Annotated in this window: 14 protein-coding genes; 6 read left to right on the top strand and 8 right to left on the bottom strand. The window is 52.0% G+C overall.

What is annotated here, in order from left to right:
- Positions 1-18: 18 nt before the first annotated feature.
- Positions 19-198 carry a hypothetical protein gene (locus GEI7105_RS36995; RefSeq protein ID WP_144053734.1) on the bottom strand — a complete coding sequence of 60 codons (180 nt, stop codon included), beginning with the start codon at positions 196-198 and terminating at the stop codon, positions 19-21.
- A 72-nt stretch (positions 199-270) separates the two neighbouring features.
- Here GEI7105_RS36995 and topA point away from each other — a divergent pair, with 72 nt between their 5' ends.
- The 3 genes from topA to GEI7105_RS0109150 all read left to right on the top strand — a co-directional run bounded on the left by topA (position 271) and on the right by GEI7105_RS0109150 (position 4,170).
- Positions 271-2,904 carry a type I DNA topoisomerase gene (topA, locus tag GEI7105_RS0109160; RefSeq protein ID WP_017660177.1) on the top strand — a complete coding sequence of 878 codons (2,634 nt, stop codon included), beginning with the start codon at positions 271-273 and terminating at the stop codon, positions 2,902-2,904.
- 230 nt (positions 2,905-3,134) lie between these two features.
- Entirely contained in the window at positions 3,135-3,686 is a 552-nt protein-coding gene (locus GEI7105_RS0109155) for a Uma2 family endonuclease (RefSeq protein WP_017660176.1), read from the top strand.
- A 136-nt stretch (positions 3,687-3,822) separates the two neighbouring features.
- Positions 3,823-4,170, top strand: coding sequence for a nucleotidyltransferase family protein (locus tag GEI7105_RS0109150; RefSeq protein WP_342662819.1), 348 nt, complete (start codon positions 3,823-3,825; stop codon positions 4,168-4,170).
- Between the two features lie 95 nt (positions 4,171-4,265).
- On the opposite strand, the gene GEI7105_RS34635 is transcribed toward GEI7105_RS0109150, so the two are convergent.
- Together GEI7105_RS34635 and GEI7105_RS29785 are read right to left on the bottom strand one after the other, a co-directional pair.
- The gene (locus GEI7105_RS34635) at positions 4,266-5,165 is read right to left on the bottom strand and encodes a pentapeptide repeat-containing protein (RefSeq protein WP_071591995.1); all 900 of its coding nucleotides are present in this window, start codon (positions 5,163-5,165) and stop codon (positions 4,266-4,268) included.
- A 181-nt stretch (positions 5,166-5,346) separates the two neighbouring features.
- Positions 5,347-5,904, bottom strand: coding sequence for a pentapeptide repeat-containing protein (locus GEI7105_RS29785; protein WP_017660173.1), 558 nt, complete (start codon positions 5,902-5,904; stop codon positions 5,347-5,349).
- Between the two features lie 44 nt (positions 5,905-5,948).
- On the opposite strand from GEI7105_RS29785, the gene GEI7105_RS0109130 reads away from it, so the two are divergent.
- Positions 5,949-7,009, top strand: a protein-coding gene (locus tag GEI7105_RS0109130; RefSeq protein ID WP_144053733.1) for an ISKra4 family transposase whose coding sequence is annotated in 2 segments (ribosomal slippage) — positions 5,949-6,105 and positions 6,105-7,009 — 1,062 coding nt in all. Because the reading frame shifts where the segments join, the coding sequence is not laid out codon by codon here.
- Here the strand turns inward: GEI7105_RS0109130 and GEI7105_RS34630 are convergent.
- From GEI7105_RS34630 to GEI7105_RS0109120, 3 genes are read right to left on the bottom strand one after another with little or no spacing between them, the layout of a single operon-like run.
- Positions 6,994-7,326 (bottom strand): pentapeptide repeat-containing protein, encoded by a 333-nt coding sequence (locus GEI7105_RS34630; RefSeq protein ID WP_071591994.1) that lies wholly within the window; start codon positions 7,324-7,326, stop codon positions 6,994-6,996. The two genes, GEI7105_RS0109130 and GEI7105_RS34630, sit on opposite strands and share 16 nt — an antisense overlap.
- 55 nt (positions 7,327-7,381) lie before the next feature.
- The gene (locus GEI7105_RS0109125; protein ID WP_017660170.1) at positions 7,382-7,963 is read right to left on the bottom strand and encodes a TIGR04376 family protein; all 582 of its coding nucleotides are present in this window, start codon (positions 7,961-7,963) and stop codon (positions 7,382-7,384) included.
- A gap of 43 nt (positions 7,964-8,006) precedes the next feature.
- Positions 8,007-9,104, bottom strand: a complete 1,098-nt coding sequence (locus GEI7105_RS0109120; protein WP_017660169.1) for a type II secretion system protein N — start codon at positions 9,102-9,104, stop codon at positions 8,007-8,009.
- 140 nt (positions 9,105-9,244) lie between these two features.
- Here GEI7105_RS0109120 and GEI7105_RS0109115 point away from each other — a divergent pair, with 140 nt between their 5' ends.
- Positions 9,245-10,915, top strand: a complete 1,671-nt coding sequence (locus GEI7105_RS0109115; RefSeq protein ID WP_017660168.1) for a hypothetical protein — start codon at positions 9,245-9,247, stop codon at positions 10,913-10,915.
- 6 nt (positions 10,916-10,921) lie between these two features.
- On the opposite strand, the gene GEI7105_RS0109110 is transcribed toward GEI7105_RS0109115, so the two are convergent.
- Positions 10,922-11,734 (bottom strand): L,D-transpeptidase, encoded by an 813-nt coding sequence (locus tag GEI7105_RS0109110; RefSeq protein WP_051044129.1) that lies wholly within the window; start codon positions 11,732-11,734, stop codon positions 10,922-10,924.
- 158 nt (positions 11,735-11,892) lie between these two features.
- Between GEI7105_RS0109110 and GEI7105_RS0109105 the strand changes: the two genes are divergently transcribed.
- Positions 11,893-14,580: a PD-(D/E)XK nuclease family protein gene (locus GEI7105_RS0109105; protein WP_017660166.1), complete on the top strand. Its 2,688-nt coding sequence runs from the start codon at positions 11,893-11,895 to the stop codon at positions 14,578-14,580.
- Positions 14,581-14,704: 124 nt separating this feature from the next.
- Here the strand turns inward: GEI7105_RS0109105 and GEI7105_RS29780 are convergent.
- Positions 14,705-15,449 (bottom strand): IS701 family transposase (locus tag GEI7105_RS29780; RefSeq protein ID WP_035492488.1); only part of this gene is annotated, 745 nt, incomplete at its 5' end.

Below are 15,449 nucleotides of genomic sequence, written 5' to 3'. Positions count from 1 at the left end.
AGCGTTTATATTGATTTATCACCGACGGGTGCGATCGCTCCCGGTGTTTTTTTCAACTCTATCGCGGTAGAAGACGCCGTATCGCGTCTGCCACTGACGCCGTTTCAATCGCGATCGCGATCGATCCCTTAAATTTTTGGCGATCGTCCGATTGTCGATCTTCGGCGTTCGGATATATGGTTGAAAATAAAGACCCACGGGAACGTCCCACCGGGCAATCTCTATCCATCCATACGCGCCTAGCTGTCACTGGTCGAAGTAACAAACTCCATGTCAACCCTGGTCATCGTCGAATCTCCCACCAAAGCCCGCACCATCCGCAAATACCTCCCGGCTGACTTCCAGGTGGAAGCCTCGATGGGTCACGTTCGCGATTTGCCACAATCGGCGAGCGAAATTCCGGCTGCTGTCAAGAAGGAGAAGTGGGCGCAGTTGGGGGTCAACGTCGAGGCGGACTTCGAGCCGATTTACGTGGTTCCCCGAGATAAAAAGAAGGTTGTTAAAGCCCTCAAAGACGCCCTCAAAACCGCTGACGAACTCGTCCTCGCCACTGACGAAGACCGCGAAGGTGAAAGCATTAGCTGGCACTTGCTGCAAGTTCTCAAGCCCAAAGTGCCGACCAAGCGCATGGTCTTCCACGAAATCACCGAAGATGCCATTCGCAGCGCGATCGATAACTGTCGCGATCTCGACGAGCAACTCGTCCACGCTCAGGAAACCCGCCGCATTCTCGATCGCCTCGTCGGATACACCCTCTCGCCGCTGCTCTGGAAAAAAGTCGCCCCCAAACTCTCCGCCGGGCGCGTGCAATCGGTGGCGGTGCGCTTGTTGGTGATGCGGGAACGGGAACGCCGCGCCTTCCGCATGGGTTCCTACTGGGATCTCAAAGCCAGCCTCACCCACGACAACACGCCCTTCGAGGCGAAACTAACGTCTGTCGGCGGAACGAAGGTGGCTACGGGAAGCGATTTCGACGAGAAAACTGGGAAAATCGCCCAAGGTCGCCAGGTTCTATTACTGAATCAGGAAGAAGCGATCGCCCTCAAAGACCGCCTCACTGACAAAGACTGGACGGTGGCGAAGTTCGACGAGCGGTCTTCCAAACGCAAACCCGCCCCACCCTTTACCACCTCCACGCTGCAACAGGAAGCCAACCGCAAATTACGCCTGTCTGCTCGCGAGACGATGCGCGTCGCCCAAAGCCTCTACGAAAACGGCTACATTACCTATATGCGGACGGATTCGGTGCATTTATCCGACCAGGCGATCGCCGCCGCCCGTCAATGCGTCGAGCAGATGTACGGGAAAGAGTATCTCAGCCCCAAACCGCGCCAGTACGCCACCAAAAGCAAAGGCGCTCAAGAAGCCCACGAAGCCATTCGTCCGGCGGGAAGTCGCTTCCGCACGCCCAAAGAAACGGGACTGAGCGGCCGAGAACTGGCACTGTACGATTTGATTTGGAAGCGGACGGTCGCCTGTCAGATGGCAGAAGCCCGTCAAACCTTCGTGGCGATCGATCTCAACGTCGAAGACGCCGTATTCCGCGCCAACGGAAAGCGCATCGACTTCCCCGGTTTCTTCCGGGCTTACGTCGAAGGTTCCGACGACCCCAACGCCGCCTTAGAAGACCGCGAAGCGATTCTTCCAAATCTGGAGGTGGGCGATTCTCCCACTTGCACCGAAATCGATCCCGTCGGTCACGAAACCCAACCCCCAGCGCGATACACTGAGGCGTCCTTGGTGAAAACCCTCGAAAGCGAAGGCATCGGGCGCCCGAGTACCTACGCCAGCATCATCGGGACGATTATCGATCGCGGCTACGCCCAGATGAGCGGTAACGCCCTAATTCCTACGTTTACGGCCTTTGCGGTTTGTAGCCTGCTGGAAAAATACTTCCCCGACCTGGTAGATTTGCGCTTCACCGCCAAAATGGAGCAAACTCTCGACAACATCTCTACCGGAGAAGTCGATTGGATTCCCTATTTACGAGAGTTTTACCTGGGCGACAACGGCTTAGACACGCAAGTTCGCCAGCAGGAAGACCGCATCGACCCGGCGGAAGCGAAAACCGTCGAGTTGGAAAACCTACCTGTTAAAGTTCGTATCGGTAAGTTCGGTCCGTACTTGGAAGCGGAGAACAACGGCGACACGGTTACGGCGTCGATTCCGCAAAACCTCACGCCCTCTGACCTCGACCCGGAACAGGTGGAAGTCCTGCTCAAGCAGAAAACTGAAGGTCCCGAAAAATTGGGGATGCACCCGGAAACGGGAGAACCGATTTATCTGCTCATTGGCAGTTACGGTCCTTACGTGCAGTTGGGTGACAAAACCGACGACAACCCGAAACCCAAACGAACCTCGCTCCCGAAAGGGTTGAAGAAGGAGGACATGACCCTCGAGACTGCGGTGGGGCTGTTGTCGTTACCTCGGAAGCTGGGGGTTCACCCGGAAACGGGGAATGCGATTCAGGCGGGATTGGGTCGTTTCGGTCCTTACATCGTTCATAAGAAAGGCGGTGAGGACGGGAAAGACGATTATCGATCGATTAAAGCCAGTTCTGGGGACGACGTGCTGACGATTCAGCTCGATCGCGCCTTGGAAATGCTGGCCGAACCGAAGCGGGGACGCGGCCGTCGCGGGAGTACGAAGAAACCGTTACGGGAACTGGGGGAACACCCGGAGGAGAAGGAACCCGTTAATATTTACGATGGTCCTTACGGTCCTTATATCAAGTACAAGCGGAAAAACGTTTCGATTCCGGAAGGGGAGTCGGTGGACGATTTGACCTTGGAACGAGCGGTTGAATTGATTGCGGCGAAGAAATCTACGAAGTCTCGCAAGTCTACGAGTAAGACGAAGAAAACTTCGACGAAGAAGACTTCGACTCGTAAGAAGAAAAGTTAAGTTACCCTCGTTGGGGTGTTGGATGCAATGCTTCAGCGAAGCTCTTACCACAAAACCTATTTTTTGTCAATAGTTTTTGTGAATTTTTCCGGTGGGAGCTAGATCCCCGGCATCTCGAAGATGCCGGGGATCTGAGTTCGTGGCGTCGTGTCGCGTTTGCCATACTGAAGCTAGGGAGTCGTCAGCTAGGGAGTCGTCCCGAGATACGTGCGTTTTGAGGTGGGATTGCGATGTCTGTTACAACCTATAAATGGACGATCGATCGCTACCACCAGGCGATCGCTGCTGGTGTATTTGACGACGAGGCGATCGAACTGTTGCGGGGAGAATTAATTGTGATGCCGCCAGAGCGAGAACCCCACGCCTACTGTAACAGCGAAGCGGGGGATTACCTGCGAGCGGTGTTGGGGAATCGTGCCAAAATCCGCGAGGCGCATCCGATTACGTTACCTAACGATTCCGAACCGATTCCCGACTTGGCGATCGTTAAATCCTTGGGAGCCGTCTACCGCGAACATCACCCTTATCCTGACGATATCTTCTGGCTGATTGAATTCTCGAACGCGACGCTCAGTAAAGACCTTACCGAAAAACGCGCCGTCTACGCCGAAGCCGGGATTTCTGAATATTGGGTTGTCAATCTGAAAGCTAACGAAGTCAAGGTTTTTCGCGATTCGGACGGCAGCGACTACATCACTGAAGTTACTTACAACACCGGACAGATTTCGCCGCTTGCGTTTGCGGACGTACAGATTGCTATCCGACAGCTTACGAATCCTTAGTTCAGTTGGGGTGCATCTCAATTTCGTAGAATGACCCCTCCGCCTTCGGCACCTCCCCTTCGCAAGGGGAGGATGGGTGGGGTTCGATCGCAAAAGTGAGATGCACCCGTTCAGTTGTACCACCTCAACGGTCATAATGAAGTTTAGAAAAACCTCAGCGATCGCCGAGTTTCGAGCTAGAGAGGACGAACAAATGGAGCGGGAACGAGTTATAAAGTTGTTAGACAGCCATCGCGATCGCCTCGATGACTTTGCGGTGAAAGCGTTGTTTCTATTTGGCTCGGTGGCGCGAGATGAAGCCACTTCCAAGAGCGATGTAGATGTTTTGGTGGAATTTAAGCATCCGGTGGGGCTGTTTACGCTGTTGGGGTTGCAGGCTTATTTAGAGGAGTTGTTGGGGTGTTCGGTGGATGTCGGAACGCCGAGTTCGCTGCGTCCGCATTTACGGGAAACGGTATTAAAGGAGGCAATTCGTGCCGTCTAGAGAGTTTGAGTTGCGGGTACGAGATATGTTATTTGAAATTGCTGTGGTGGAGGATGCGATCGACGGGTTGAATTGCTAAGGTGTATCAGTCGATATCAGTTAAGCCTTTGATTAGAGTTTGTTCTTCTAATAGTATTTTCTGCATCATAGTATTTTGTTTCTTTAACAAAATGCCCATTAGGTAGTCGTGTATTTTTTAAAAATGCACCTTCAAGAACCTCAGTAGATTCAATATCAAAATGTCCCGATTGCTTAGCTGTAACAAATCTCAGTCCGCGAGATCCTTTTAGATTTGCACCTTCTAGATTAGTCTTTTTAAGACGGGCAAGCGTCATATCTACACGTTGTAGATTAGAATAACTTAGATTTGCTTCCCTTAAGTCTGCTCCAACAAAATTAGAATTTTGCAGATCCATATAACTGAGATCGGCTTGTCTGAGATCGGCAAAACTAAAGTCATTGCATCTAGATCTAGAATGATAATGAAATTTTACTGATTTTAAAATAGCATAAAGAAAGCGATTTCCTATAAATTCACAATTTGATTGTATACGACAATCAGTCAAATCAATGCCACTCAAGTCAGAATGGTATAATCTAATTCCTGAAAATAATGTTTTTTGAAAATTTGCTCTGTTCATATAAGAAGCATTAATTGATATGTAGGCAAAGCTAGAATTTTCAATCCTAGCTTTGCTGAAATCGCTATTCCGAATCAAAAGACTTTGTATTCGAGATTTATTTAGACTTGCACCACTTAGATTACAGTTGATAAAATTACAAGTAGAAAGAACTGCTCCGTTTAATAGTATACCTCGCAAGTCAGAGTTGATAAAATTAAAATCAGACAAATGAGCTAAGTTCAGATTTGAGTTACGAAGTGATATGTTTTCTAGGCGCTCTCCTCTCCCTTCAATTTTTGAATCTCTAAAATCTATACCTGAAAAATCTCTTCTGCCTGATTGATATTGTCTTAACAACTCTTGTGAATCCATGAAACACCCCAAATTTTTATAAGATATTTTTTATTTTAAGTGATATTAATAAATTTATGCTCTTCGGAGTTTAGAGTGACAGAAAAACTAACTTCACGAGATTTCAAAGGTTGTGGCTCTCAAATCTTCATTTTTTTTATCATATAATACACTTTTTATCACAAATTCCGAAGACCCAAATTTATTTCGTTTTTATTTCTTTGTCTGGCATTATAGTATACTGTAAAAATGCACCATAAAAACTATTGCCATATTCGTAGGAATGGGCATCTTGAAGATTTGTAGCTTCTAGATTGGCTTCTTCAAGAACAGTATACCTTAAATCTGTTTCTCTAAAACAAGCATGGCTTAAGTTAGCTCCTTCGAGAACAGCCTTTGTAAGATCGGCACCATCTAGACAAGCATAACTCAAATCCGAAAATCTTAAATTTGCATGGCTTAGATTACATCCAGATAGATCGGCTTGTCTAAGATTCGCTCCTCTCATATCTGCATGACTTAAATTTGTATTAATAAAATCAGCTACGCTAAGATTACTCAACGAGAAGTTTGCATAGCTCAGATCTGAGTTGTTCACTTCGATACCATAAAAATTAGATTCCGAACAATTGGCTTCTTGCATATTGACTTCTATTAACTCGCTATCCAAAAACTCAGTTTTTTGAAGATTTGTCCGACTCAAATTGGGTGCATCCCAGTTATGCAATAAGCAAAAATGCTTACCCTTAAAGAGCAGCATAAGAGCTAAGCTTTGGGCAGTTCATAACGAAACCGGTCAGACCCATGGATGCATCTAAGCAAGCCCGCCTCAAAGAACTCACTCAGGAGTTAGCCGAATTGCTCTACGAAGAGACGGCTCCAGAAGCCGTCAAGAGCTTGGAAGGGATAGAGAAAGCAGTGCGTGGGCATTGGCTAGAGCATATCGGGCCAGAAATCGGTCTTTTTTTATCCGCACAAGTAGCGGCACAACGCGGGGACGACAGCGGGCAGTCGCCAGCATCGTCGGACGGCTAAGCATCAGCGAGCAGCAAGGTCAGCGCTTAGGGCTCAAAGCTCAGACCCGTTGGAGTCCCTATTTAGAGAAATGCTGTCTGCTCCTGAGTGCCAACGAATCCTACCAGCATTCAGCCGATGATCTGGGTGTGCTCACGGGTGTGAGCGTCTCCAAAAGTACTCAGCAGCGGCTCGTCCATCGCCAAGACTTCGAGCCAGAGATTGCCGATTGCGGCATCAAGGAGATGAGTATTGACGGGGGGAAAGTGCGCCTGCGCACCCCCAAGGGTGAGCCGAGCCAGTGGCGTGACTACAAGGGAGTGAACCTGCATCAGTGCAGTGTCGCTGCGTTCTTTCGAGATCGCGAGGGCTTAGTTGAGTGGGTCAACCAGCAGCCGTTGGCCTCTCCATTAGTGTGCTTGGGCGACGGGCATGACGGGATTTGGAATTTATTTGCCCAACTCGACCCGCAGATACAGCGGCTTGAGATTCTAGACTGGTACCACCTGATGGAGAATCTGGGCAAGGTGGGCGGGTCGCAGCGGCGGCTCGATGCGGTCGAAGCTTGTCTCTGGCAGGGGGATCTCGAGGGTGCCGTCAAGCTGTTCGATGATTGGCCCCATGAGCGGGTCGACCGGTTTATCGCCTATCTGACCAAGCATCGACACCGGATTGTCAACTACAGCTACTACCAAGCTGAGGGTATTTCAATTGGCTCGGGTGAGATTGAGTCAACGGTCAAGCAAATTGGGCGACGGGTTAAGATTTCAGGGGCTCAGTGGCACGAAGACAACGTGCAACAAGTGCTAAAGCACCGATGTGCCTACCTGAACCATCAATTCTCAGACTGAGTCTTGCAAGATTGGGATGCACCCCTCAAATTTGTGTTTTTGATCGAAACTCCTCTAAATGAAGCGTTGCTACAATTGGCATCACTCAGATCGGAGTTGAGAAAATTCACCAGCAGAAAATTCGCAGATTGTAGATTAGACTTGCTAAAATCTGTACTTTCTATTGTCAATTTAGAAAAATTTGAAAAAACGAGATCGGATTGATTCAAAAATACATCTTCTAAAATTCGATCGCGAATCGAAAGATTTCTGAGTGAGGATTTTAAAAAGTCTCTTTGCCCCGCATCATAGCGAGCTAAAAATTCTTCAGTGTTCATTTGTGGCTATCTATTTTCGCTGGAAAGCTGCTTAGAAAATTTTCCAGCAAACCGCTTATTTGCCCATGTTTCGCTTCAACTGTTCCAATTCCTCGTCCGTTTCCCACTTCTGAAATACCTGTTCTAAGGGATCGGCGGGATTGTTTTGAAAGCGATAATTTGCCGTTTCGTCCCAACCGGGAATGTTCCACGACTGACTCGCCGCAGCTTGGGCGCGTTGGGCGTTAATTTCAGCAGCTTTGGCGTGGACTTCTTGGCGGCGCGTTTGAATTTGTTTCTGTAACTCTTGGGCTTTGGCGAGGCGGTCTTTAACCCCTTGCATTTGTCCCCAAAGCTGGTTTCCTTGTCGTAACAATACCGCTTCTCGATCGCGGGCGGCGGTGGCTAAATCCTGGCGTCCGGCTTTGTCCGCTTTGTCGATGCGGATGTGCCAGCGTTGGATGTCTTGGGCGGTTTCGAGGATTTTATCTTCGAGTTGCTTTTGTTTGGCTTTTAAATCCGCAATCAGGCGTAACGTATCCTCTTCCTGTTCCCGAAGCTGTTCTTCGAGGGCTTGGAGTTCCAAATGAGGGTTGGCTTGGAGAAATTCTTCCAAGCGCGTTTCGAGAAATTTGCTGAAGTCTTCAAATAAACCCACGATCGCATTCCTTATTACAGCAACAGTGACCCGAAACGACCCCTTAAAATTGTTGGCCGACGTAGATCGATCGCACTTCGCCGTTACGCCGCAACGACACGCGATCGCCCGTCACTTCCACCAACGTCCACCCACTGCTGGCGATGGGTTCACCCAAATCCACCCATTGCGGCGAACCGTTAATTTCAAACAACGCCGCCGGGCGATCTCCCTCTCCCCGTTCCAGGGTTCCCACTAAAGCGTAAACGTCCGTCGGAACCGGGCGACTGGCGGTCGTCGTCGGTTCTTTCGCCTCGGGGGTTACAGACGAGGGAGCGGGTTCGGGAAGCAATTCTGGCACCACTTCCACCGGAATTGGAGGCGGCGACACCGCTACCGTATCGTCGGGATCGATCGTTGGCGGGGTGGGATCGTCGGCGTTTTCGAGGTCGCCGGGAAGTTCCGGTAAGGGTACGGGAGTCGTCGAAACCCGCTCTAAGGCGTTGGCGATGCGGCTGAGAGACTGCGCCACCGTGTTGGGAGAGGTGGGGTTGACGGGAATCGAGAGCGTCGCCACGTCCGGCGGAACGGCGGGTAGGGCATCGGTTTCCGATTCCGGTAAGTCTGGGGTACGGTTTTCGATGCGATCGAGCGCCTGTCCGAGATAATCTGAAAATTCGGCGTTGGCGACCACTTGCGGATCTTCCATCACCGGGGCGGGTTGTGCCGTTTCCGCGTCCGTTTCCGCCGTCGAGAACCAATTTTTCACCAAGCCGCGATCGAGCAGCCACAACGCCAACACCACCACCAGGGAGACGAACGCGCCGCCGAGTAACAGGCGATCGAACCACAAAAACGACTTGTCCGTTTTCGCCTTTTCCTCGCTTTCCGAGTCCACCGTCACCGGAACCGACTGAGCTTCCGGCTTCGTTTCCGCCGCCGGTGCCACCAACGGCTGTACGACGATGGGCGGAATTTGAATCGGTTTGAGTTCCAGGGGTTTGGGATCGGCGGGTTCTTGGGGCAGCTGTGTCGTACTGTCGAGCAGGCGATCGACATCCTGAAACACATCGTCGATCAACCGATCGGCATAAGCATCAACCGGGCGATCGTCCCGTTGCAGGCGGTTGTCAGTGGGGTGAGTGCTAGGGGTTTCCGGCATAACGTATCCTCAACGTCTCCTCACGCGCGAGCGTTTGGGGTGGCGATTTTGGCTCGACTCAACCAAATTATAAGGCATAGGTTCTCGAGAACTTGTGCGAAGATAGCATCGATCGCTGCTGTTTTCCGTGTTGTCCGACTATGCGAGAGTTATTCGCCCAGCACGCCCTGGCGCAGATTCCCAAAATCCTCACCCTGCTCGATCGCAACCCCCACAGTCCCACCTATGGCTGTTTCGATCGCAACTTCTGGCATTACAAAATTATCGACTTTCCCAGCGGGATGTCTCAGGAGTTCGTCTACCCCCTGGCGTTGGCGTACTGTCTCCCCATTCCCAACAACCCCTTTTACGAAAAAGCCGTCATCCGCGAGTGGGTGGAAGCCGGAATCCTCTACGCTGCCCGAAGCGCCCACCCAGACGGCTCTTGCGACGATTACTTCCCCTTCGAGCGTGCGGGGGGTGCGGCGGCGTTTTCCCTCCTGGCTTGCTTGGAAAGTTACCAAATGCTGGGGTTGGACAACTATGAAATTCTGAAATTCTTCGAGAAACGCGCCGATTGGCTGGCCGAACATAACGAAAGCGGACGACTGACGAACCACCAAGCCCTCATCGTCCTCTGTTTAGAACTAGCGGGGCAGGTTCTCGGACAGCCTTCAAAATGGGCGAGGGCGAAATCGCGGCGGTTAGAACGGGTTCTGGAGTGGCAAAGTGAAGAAGGCTGGTTTCAGGAATACGAAGGCTGCGATCCGGGCTATCATACGTTAACGATTTGGTGTTTGGCGCGGTTCGAGCAGCTTCGCAACCATCCCGACGATCGCCTTCGCGCCGCACTCGATAAGGCGATCGAACTAGCAGGACACTTTATCCACCCAGACGGTAGTTTCGGCGGCGAGTACGCCAGTCGCAACACCTATAATTTCTTCCCCCACGGCTTCGAGATTGCGGGACAGTGGATGTCCTCGGCGTTGCATATTAACGATCGCTTCCTGCATGGGTTAGCCAACGGACTCGGACCTTGCTACGCCGACGATCACATCGTCGGACACCACACCTGGAACTATCTGTTAGCGTGGCGGGATTTCGTCAGCGAACGTCCGCCGCTTTCCCCTCGCCGCGTCGGTCATATTTGGCTCAAAGAAGCGCAAATTCTGATCGATCGCCGCACCACGTTTCCTTCGGTGTCTGAAGGCGACGCCGACGCACCGCTACTTCCCGACCCGAAAAACCCCGCTGAAGCGACGATCGAGCTTTACGTGGCACTCAATAAAGGGGGCGTGTTTAAGATATTCCGCGACGGACAACTCGTCGCCTCCGATACGCAACTGTCGCTACAGGTGAAATCGGGAAACAAACTGAAAAATGCCGTCGGTCATTTGGTCGATCGCTATCAAGTGCAAGTGCAACCTCACGAAGTCGAAATTCGCGGTCAGTTGGGATGGTCGAAACAGCAGCAAATGACGCCGTTGAAATTGATGGTGTTGCGAATTGTCATGTTGACGGTGGGGCGGTTTTTCCCGAATTTGATTCGCAAACTGCTGCAAAAGATGTTGATTACGGGTAAAAGTGAAGCGCCGTTTTATTTTACGCGCCGTTTCAGTTGGGAAAAATCCCATTGGTTAGTGACCGACGAGGTGACGGCGAAGTCTTGGAACGACGTGAAATCGGCGGGAATCGGCTGCGATCAGACTTCGATTTACGTAGTTATGAGTCGCACGTTCCAACGGAATCAACTGCGATCGTGGATCGATTTAACGGCGGCGATCGAACAGTTACCGAGCGATCGCGCGTTGCAACTCACTCGTAAGTTTTAGTCGATTTTAAGGTTTGACAACGACAGTGGTTCCCGGTTCGATGCGATCGAACAACTGACGAATATCGGCGTTTCGCATCCGCACGCAGCCATGCGACACCGCTTCTCCCATGACCGACTCGTCGGGAGTTCCGTGAAAGCCGATTTCATAGGTTCCGTCCGTCCAAAACCCTATCCAGCGTTCCCCTAACGGATTGTTCGCCCCAGGGGGAACGATCGCCCCCGTTATCGGATGTTCCCAAGTGGGATTGGGGATTTTGTCCGTCACCTCGAAGGTTCCCGTCGGCGTTTCCCAACCGGGTTTTCCCACGGCGATGGGATAGCGATCGATCCGTTGGTTTCCGCGATAGAGAGAGACGGTGCGATCGCTGAGATCGACAATCAGACGGGGAGAGCGATCGATCGTCGCTAAATTCGGCGTCGGCGTCGGATTGGGGGGAGGTGGCGAGGGTGGAGTTTGCGGCGTCGAGACAGTGACAACGGAGACGTTCGCCGTTAACAGGGGAGGTTTCGACGGTTCTGGAGAATCCTTCGCGAAGCGGTTGGGAAAGAGTTTCGCCCCTTCCAACGCCAAGAGAACCAACGCACCGCTAAAGCACAGCAGCGCCACACTGTTGGCGGTTGCGTCGTTTCGTGCCATGACTGGAGTTCCCTGACTGCTTCTTCGATGGTACTGCGATCGATCGGAGAATTGTAGGGGGCGGTGCGTTCCGGCGAATTCAGGCTTTTCGTAAAATCCAAGGATCGATCGACTGCGATCGATCGGAGAATTGTAGGGGGCGGTGCGTTCCGGCGAATTCAGGCTTTTCGTAAAATCCAAGGATCGATCGACGCCGGAACACACCCTACCTTTCTCGCCGAGGGAGCTAAACCAAAAACTATCGATTTTAATTTTGTCGAAATTCCAAAAATTAACAGGTTGAAAAAATTTGCTTTAATTGGAGTTAACTTCGAGAAAAAACTGTCGCAACTCCAAATATGAGAACTGTCGAACTTTCCCTCGAACTCGATCGCACCCCCGAGATCGATCGACTCGTACCGATTACCGCCACGCCAGACGCCGCGCAAGCCTTGGGCGTTCCCCATCGCACCCTCGACAGTCTCGCCCGTCAAATTTGCCAATCTTGCGGTTGGCGCGTCGCACCGCCGTTGTTAGCTTATCGCACCCGTTTCAACGTCGCCCGCGAAATTCTCGAAACCGACGATCTCGAAGGAACCCTTCGCACGTCTCACAACGCCGTCGCCGCTTTGTTGCGATCGGGAATCGACCTCGACGCCCTTCTCGACACCGAAGAGATTTCAGAACATATCTCAGAAGAGATTTCAGAAAACCTTTCAGAAGAGATTTCCAAACCTCGACTTTCCAAAAATCTCCAATCTCTCGTCGGTTTTACCCGAGAATATCGCGATCGCCTGCACGAAAGTCACGCCATCGATGCAGCAGAATTATTCTGGCACGCCGCCAAACTGTCCGGCGACCCCCAACCCCTTCTTGTTTACGGTAGCGGCGATTTCGGACGAGACGCCCTCACCTTTCTCGATGCGATCGCCGCCGAGGGTAGCCTCTTACATCTTCCCTGTACCGAAGACGACTGGTTTCGCGATCGCCGCGACGCCGCCGCAACCCTCAAACAACGGGGTTGGACTGTTCGCCGCAGCCAACCGAAACCCCGCCGTTCCCCCGCCAGGTATACCGTCTATCCCAACCTGGATACCGAAGTTCGCCACGTCCTCACCGAAATCAAATCCCTGCTTAACCAGGGAATTCGCGAAAGCGATATCGTTCTCGTCACCCGCGACGAAGCCACCTACAGCGACATCGTTCTCGATATCGCCTGGGAATACGACCTTCCCATCCGTCCCCGCTACCCGATTTCCCTGGAAAAAACCCAGTTCGGGGCGTGGATGCGGCTGTTGTTAGACGCCCTGCGATCGCACTTCGCCTTCAACCCCACCGCCAACCTGCTACGCCATCCCCTCACCCCTCACCAACCCTCCCTCAACTGGAATCAAGTTCGCCTGCAACATCCCGACACCCGACGCGCCTGGGATAATTTAGGGGCGGATTTAGACAAATTGGGAAGTTGGAAATCCGCCACGCGCAAAACCTGGGTTCACAGACTCCAAGCCATTCTCGATACTTGGAACTTACAGGGACAGTGCAGCCTGTGGCCTGGCGAACTGGCGGCGTTGTATACCTTTCAAGAAGGGCTGCTGAGTTTAGGACAACCCGAACGCGATCGCCTCACGTTCGATCGATTCGCACGAGATGTCACCGATAGCCTAACTCTCCTACAAGTTCCCGCCCAACCGGGACGGGGCGGCGTCGCCTTACAACCCCCCCTGTCTCTCATTGGCGCAAAAGTCCCTTACGTCTTTCTCCTGGGCGTCGCCGAAGGAATCTATCCCGCCCCAGTTCGCGACGACGCCAAACTCGACTTTTTAACGCGCCAGCAGTTGAACCGCCAGGGATTTCCCCTCGAAACCGCAGCGCAAATCGCCCGTCGCGAGGCGGTGTCCTTTGCGTTGTTGTTACAGGTGGCGACGACGCGCCTCGAAATGTCTTACCCGCAGCAACGGGGAACCGAACCCACGTTACCGAGTCCGTTTCTGTCTCAGTTCGAGATTCCCCCCTCGGCGGCGTCGGATGCAGCAGCGAAAACCGCCGCCAGTTGGGAAGAAGCGCGAAAATACCGCCTGCGTCAGTCCGATCCCCGCGTGGTCAATTTCTTCGGGGGCGATCGCGTATTGACCCACGCCAGCCATACTTGGGCGGTAGAGTGGAATCGAGAGCGATCGACCCCGTTCGATCGCTTTGATGGCGTCACCGACATTCCCCTCGATTACCGAAAACGGGTGTTCAGCGCCTCTCAACTGACGATGTTAGGTCAGTGTGGCTTCAAATGGTTCGCCACCCAGTTACTCCACCTGGCGGAACTGGCGGAAGCGGAAACGGAACTCTCGGGGCTGTTGCGGGGGCGGTTGTATCACAAAACCCTGGATTTGGTCTATCAGAAAGCTAAAGACGCACCAGATTTGCGTCAGGGAATGTTAGATGTCTTGGAAGCGGCGTTTACCGAAGCCGAACGGGACTCGAACTTACCCGCTTTGGCGGCGTGGAAGGCGCGACGCCACGAACATCTCGAACGGTTGCGCCAGACGATTTCGCAAGAATCGTTTTTACCGGACGGAACGGAGGTGTTAGCCACCGAACAGGAGTTTGAGGGAGTTTGGTACGGATTGCGCGTTAAAGGGATTATCGATCGCATCGACCTTTCCCCCGAAGGGGTGCGCTTGGTGGAATATAAAAACCGTTCCAGTCGTCCGACGCGGGCGAAAGACAGTCGCGGAAAAGCCGCCCTGGACGTACAACTTCCCCTATACGTGGATGTCGCCGCCCCGCAACTCGGCGGTGGTCGTCCCGTGGCGGAAGCCTATTATTATTCGTTAACGAAGGGGAAAGTTATCGGACGCGCCAATTCTGTCGATGAGGCGGCGCTTTCTGAGTTCGCCCAGCGCGTGGTTGGCGATCTCAAACAGGGGGCGTATCCTGTAGAACCAGATGTAGACTACCGCGCCTGTCAGTACTGCTGTCACGATTTGGTTTGTCGTAAGGGGAAACGCTTAGAACGGAAAGGATTCGATCGCACTTCATCGGGCGAGTAACGTTCGAGGAAGGCGGAACGGGTTGTCGAGAATCACTCAAACCCCTCTATTTTGGTACGATCGCAGAGGCTGCCACATATCTTTTGTGACCGAGCGATCGCTCTTAACGGTACTTAAACAAATTTCAAGCCCAAACCAAGCCAAAACGCGCTTTGTGAGCGGCAAACAGGTCTCGATTCTCGTTCAGCCATGCCACAAAACGAAAAGACATGGCTGTCCGAAAAGCCTCTAAAGCATCTACAAAAGTTTCCAAAGGTTGGTTCGCCCACTTCCTTCGTAAACCGCCCGTCAACTTATGCCAAAGGATAAAAGTGTAGGCACAAAATACCAAAATTAAATGCCGCTGTAAACTCTTCAAACCTCTCGCCTGGCATTCCCTCCAACCCAACCATCCTTTGGCTTCCCGATAGAAGACTTCTACCCAGTTTCGCCCTGAGTAAGTGTTCACGACCCATTCGGCAGTCACTTTTTCGGAGTCTTCATTCGTGATAAAATAATCAATTTCTGTCGCGTCCGCATAAGAACTTGCATTCATGACGATAGCAAAGGTTCTTTCTCCTTGTAGACGTGACAGCTCTGCCGTACCCGTCGCCACCCACAGGGTTTTGGGCTTGTTTGAATTTAGAGAAACTGACGTAAAGTCCTCTTCTGGTAAGCTTTTGGCATATTCATCAAGGCGAATCTTTTGCCAATTTTCTCCCGATTGATTCAGCCAGATTTTCCGATTTTTGGCGACGGCTCCTAGATACTTCAGTCGGCGAGATTCGAGTCCCTTTAAAAAATTTGTGTTGTTACCATAGCCGGCATCCATGAGGACGATTCCCGGTCGATACCCTCTCTTTAAACTCCGGTCAATTAATTCTAAGGCG

This window comes from Baaleninema simplex PCC 7105, from assembly GCF_000332355.1.
Classification (GTDB): domain Bacteria; phylum Cyanobacteriota; class Cyanobacteriia; order Cyanobacteriales; family Geitlerinemataceae; genus Baaleninema; species Baaleninema simplex.
Note: the sequence above shows the minus strand (reverse complement) of the source record. Positions and strands in the feature narration are given on the sequence as shown.

Coding starts and splice junctions, on each gene's coding strand:
- topA (WP_017660177.1), top strand. CDS start 271: ATGTCAACCCTGGTCATCGTCGAATCTCCCACCAAAGCCCGCACCATC.
- GEI7105_RS0109155 (WP_017660176.1), top strand. CDS start 3,135: ATGTCTGTTACAACCTATAAATGGACGATCGATCGCTACCACCAGGCG.
- GEI7105_RS0109150 (WP_342662819.1), top strand. CDS start 3,823: ATGAAGTTTAGAAAAACCTCAGCGATCGCCGAGTTTCGAGCTAGAGAG.
- GEI7105_RS34635 (WP_071591995.1), bottom strand. CDS start 5,165: ATGGATTCACAAGAGTTGTTAAGACAATATCAATCAGGCAGAAGAGAT.
- GEI7105_RS29785 (WP_017660173.1), bottom strand. CDS start 5,904: ATGCTGCTCTTTAAGGGTAAGCATTTTTGCTTATTGCATAACTGGGAT.
- GEI7105_RS34630 (WP_071591994.1), bottom strand. CDS start 7,326: ATGAACACTGAAGAATTTTTAGCTCGCTATGATGCGGGGCAAAGAGAC.
- GEI7105_RS0109120 (WP_017660169.1), bottom strand. CDS start 9,104: ATGCCGGAAACCCCTAGCACTCACCCCACTGACAACCGCCTGCAACGG.
- GEI7105_RS0109115 (WP_017660168.1), top strand. CDS start 9,245: ATGCGAGAGTTATTCGCCCAGCACGCCCTGGCGCAGATTCCCAAAATC.
- GEI7105_RS0109105 (WP_017660166.1), top strand. CDS start 11,893: ATGAGAACTGTCGAACTTTCCCTCGAACTCGATCGCACCCCCGAGATC.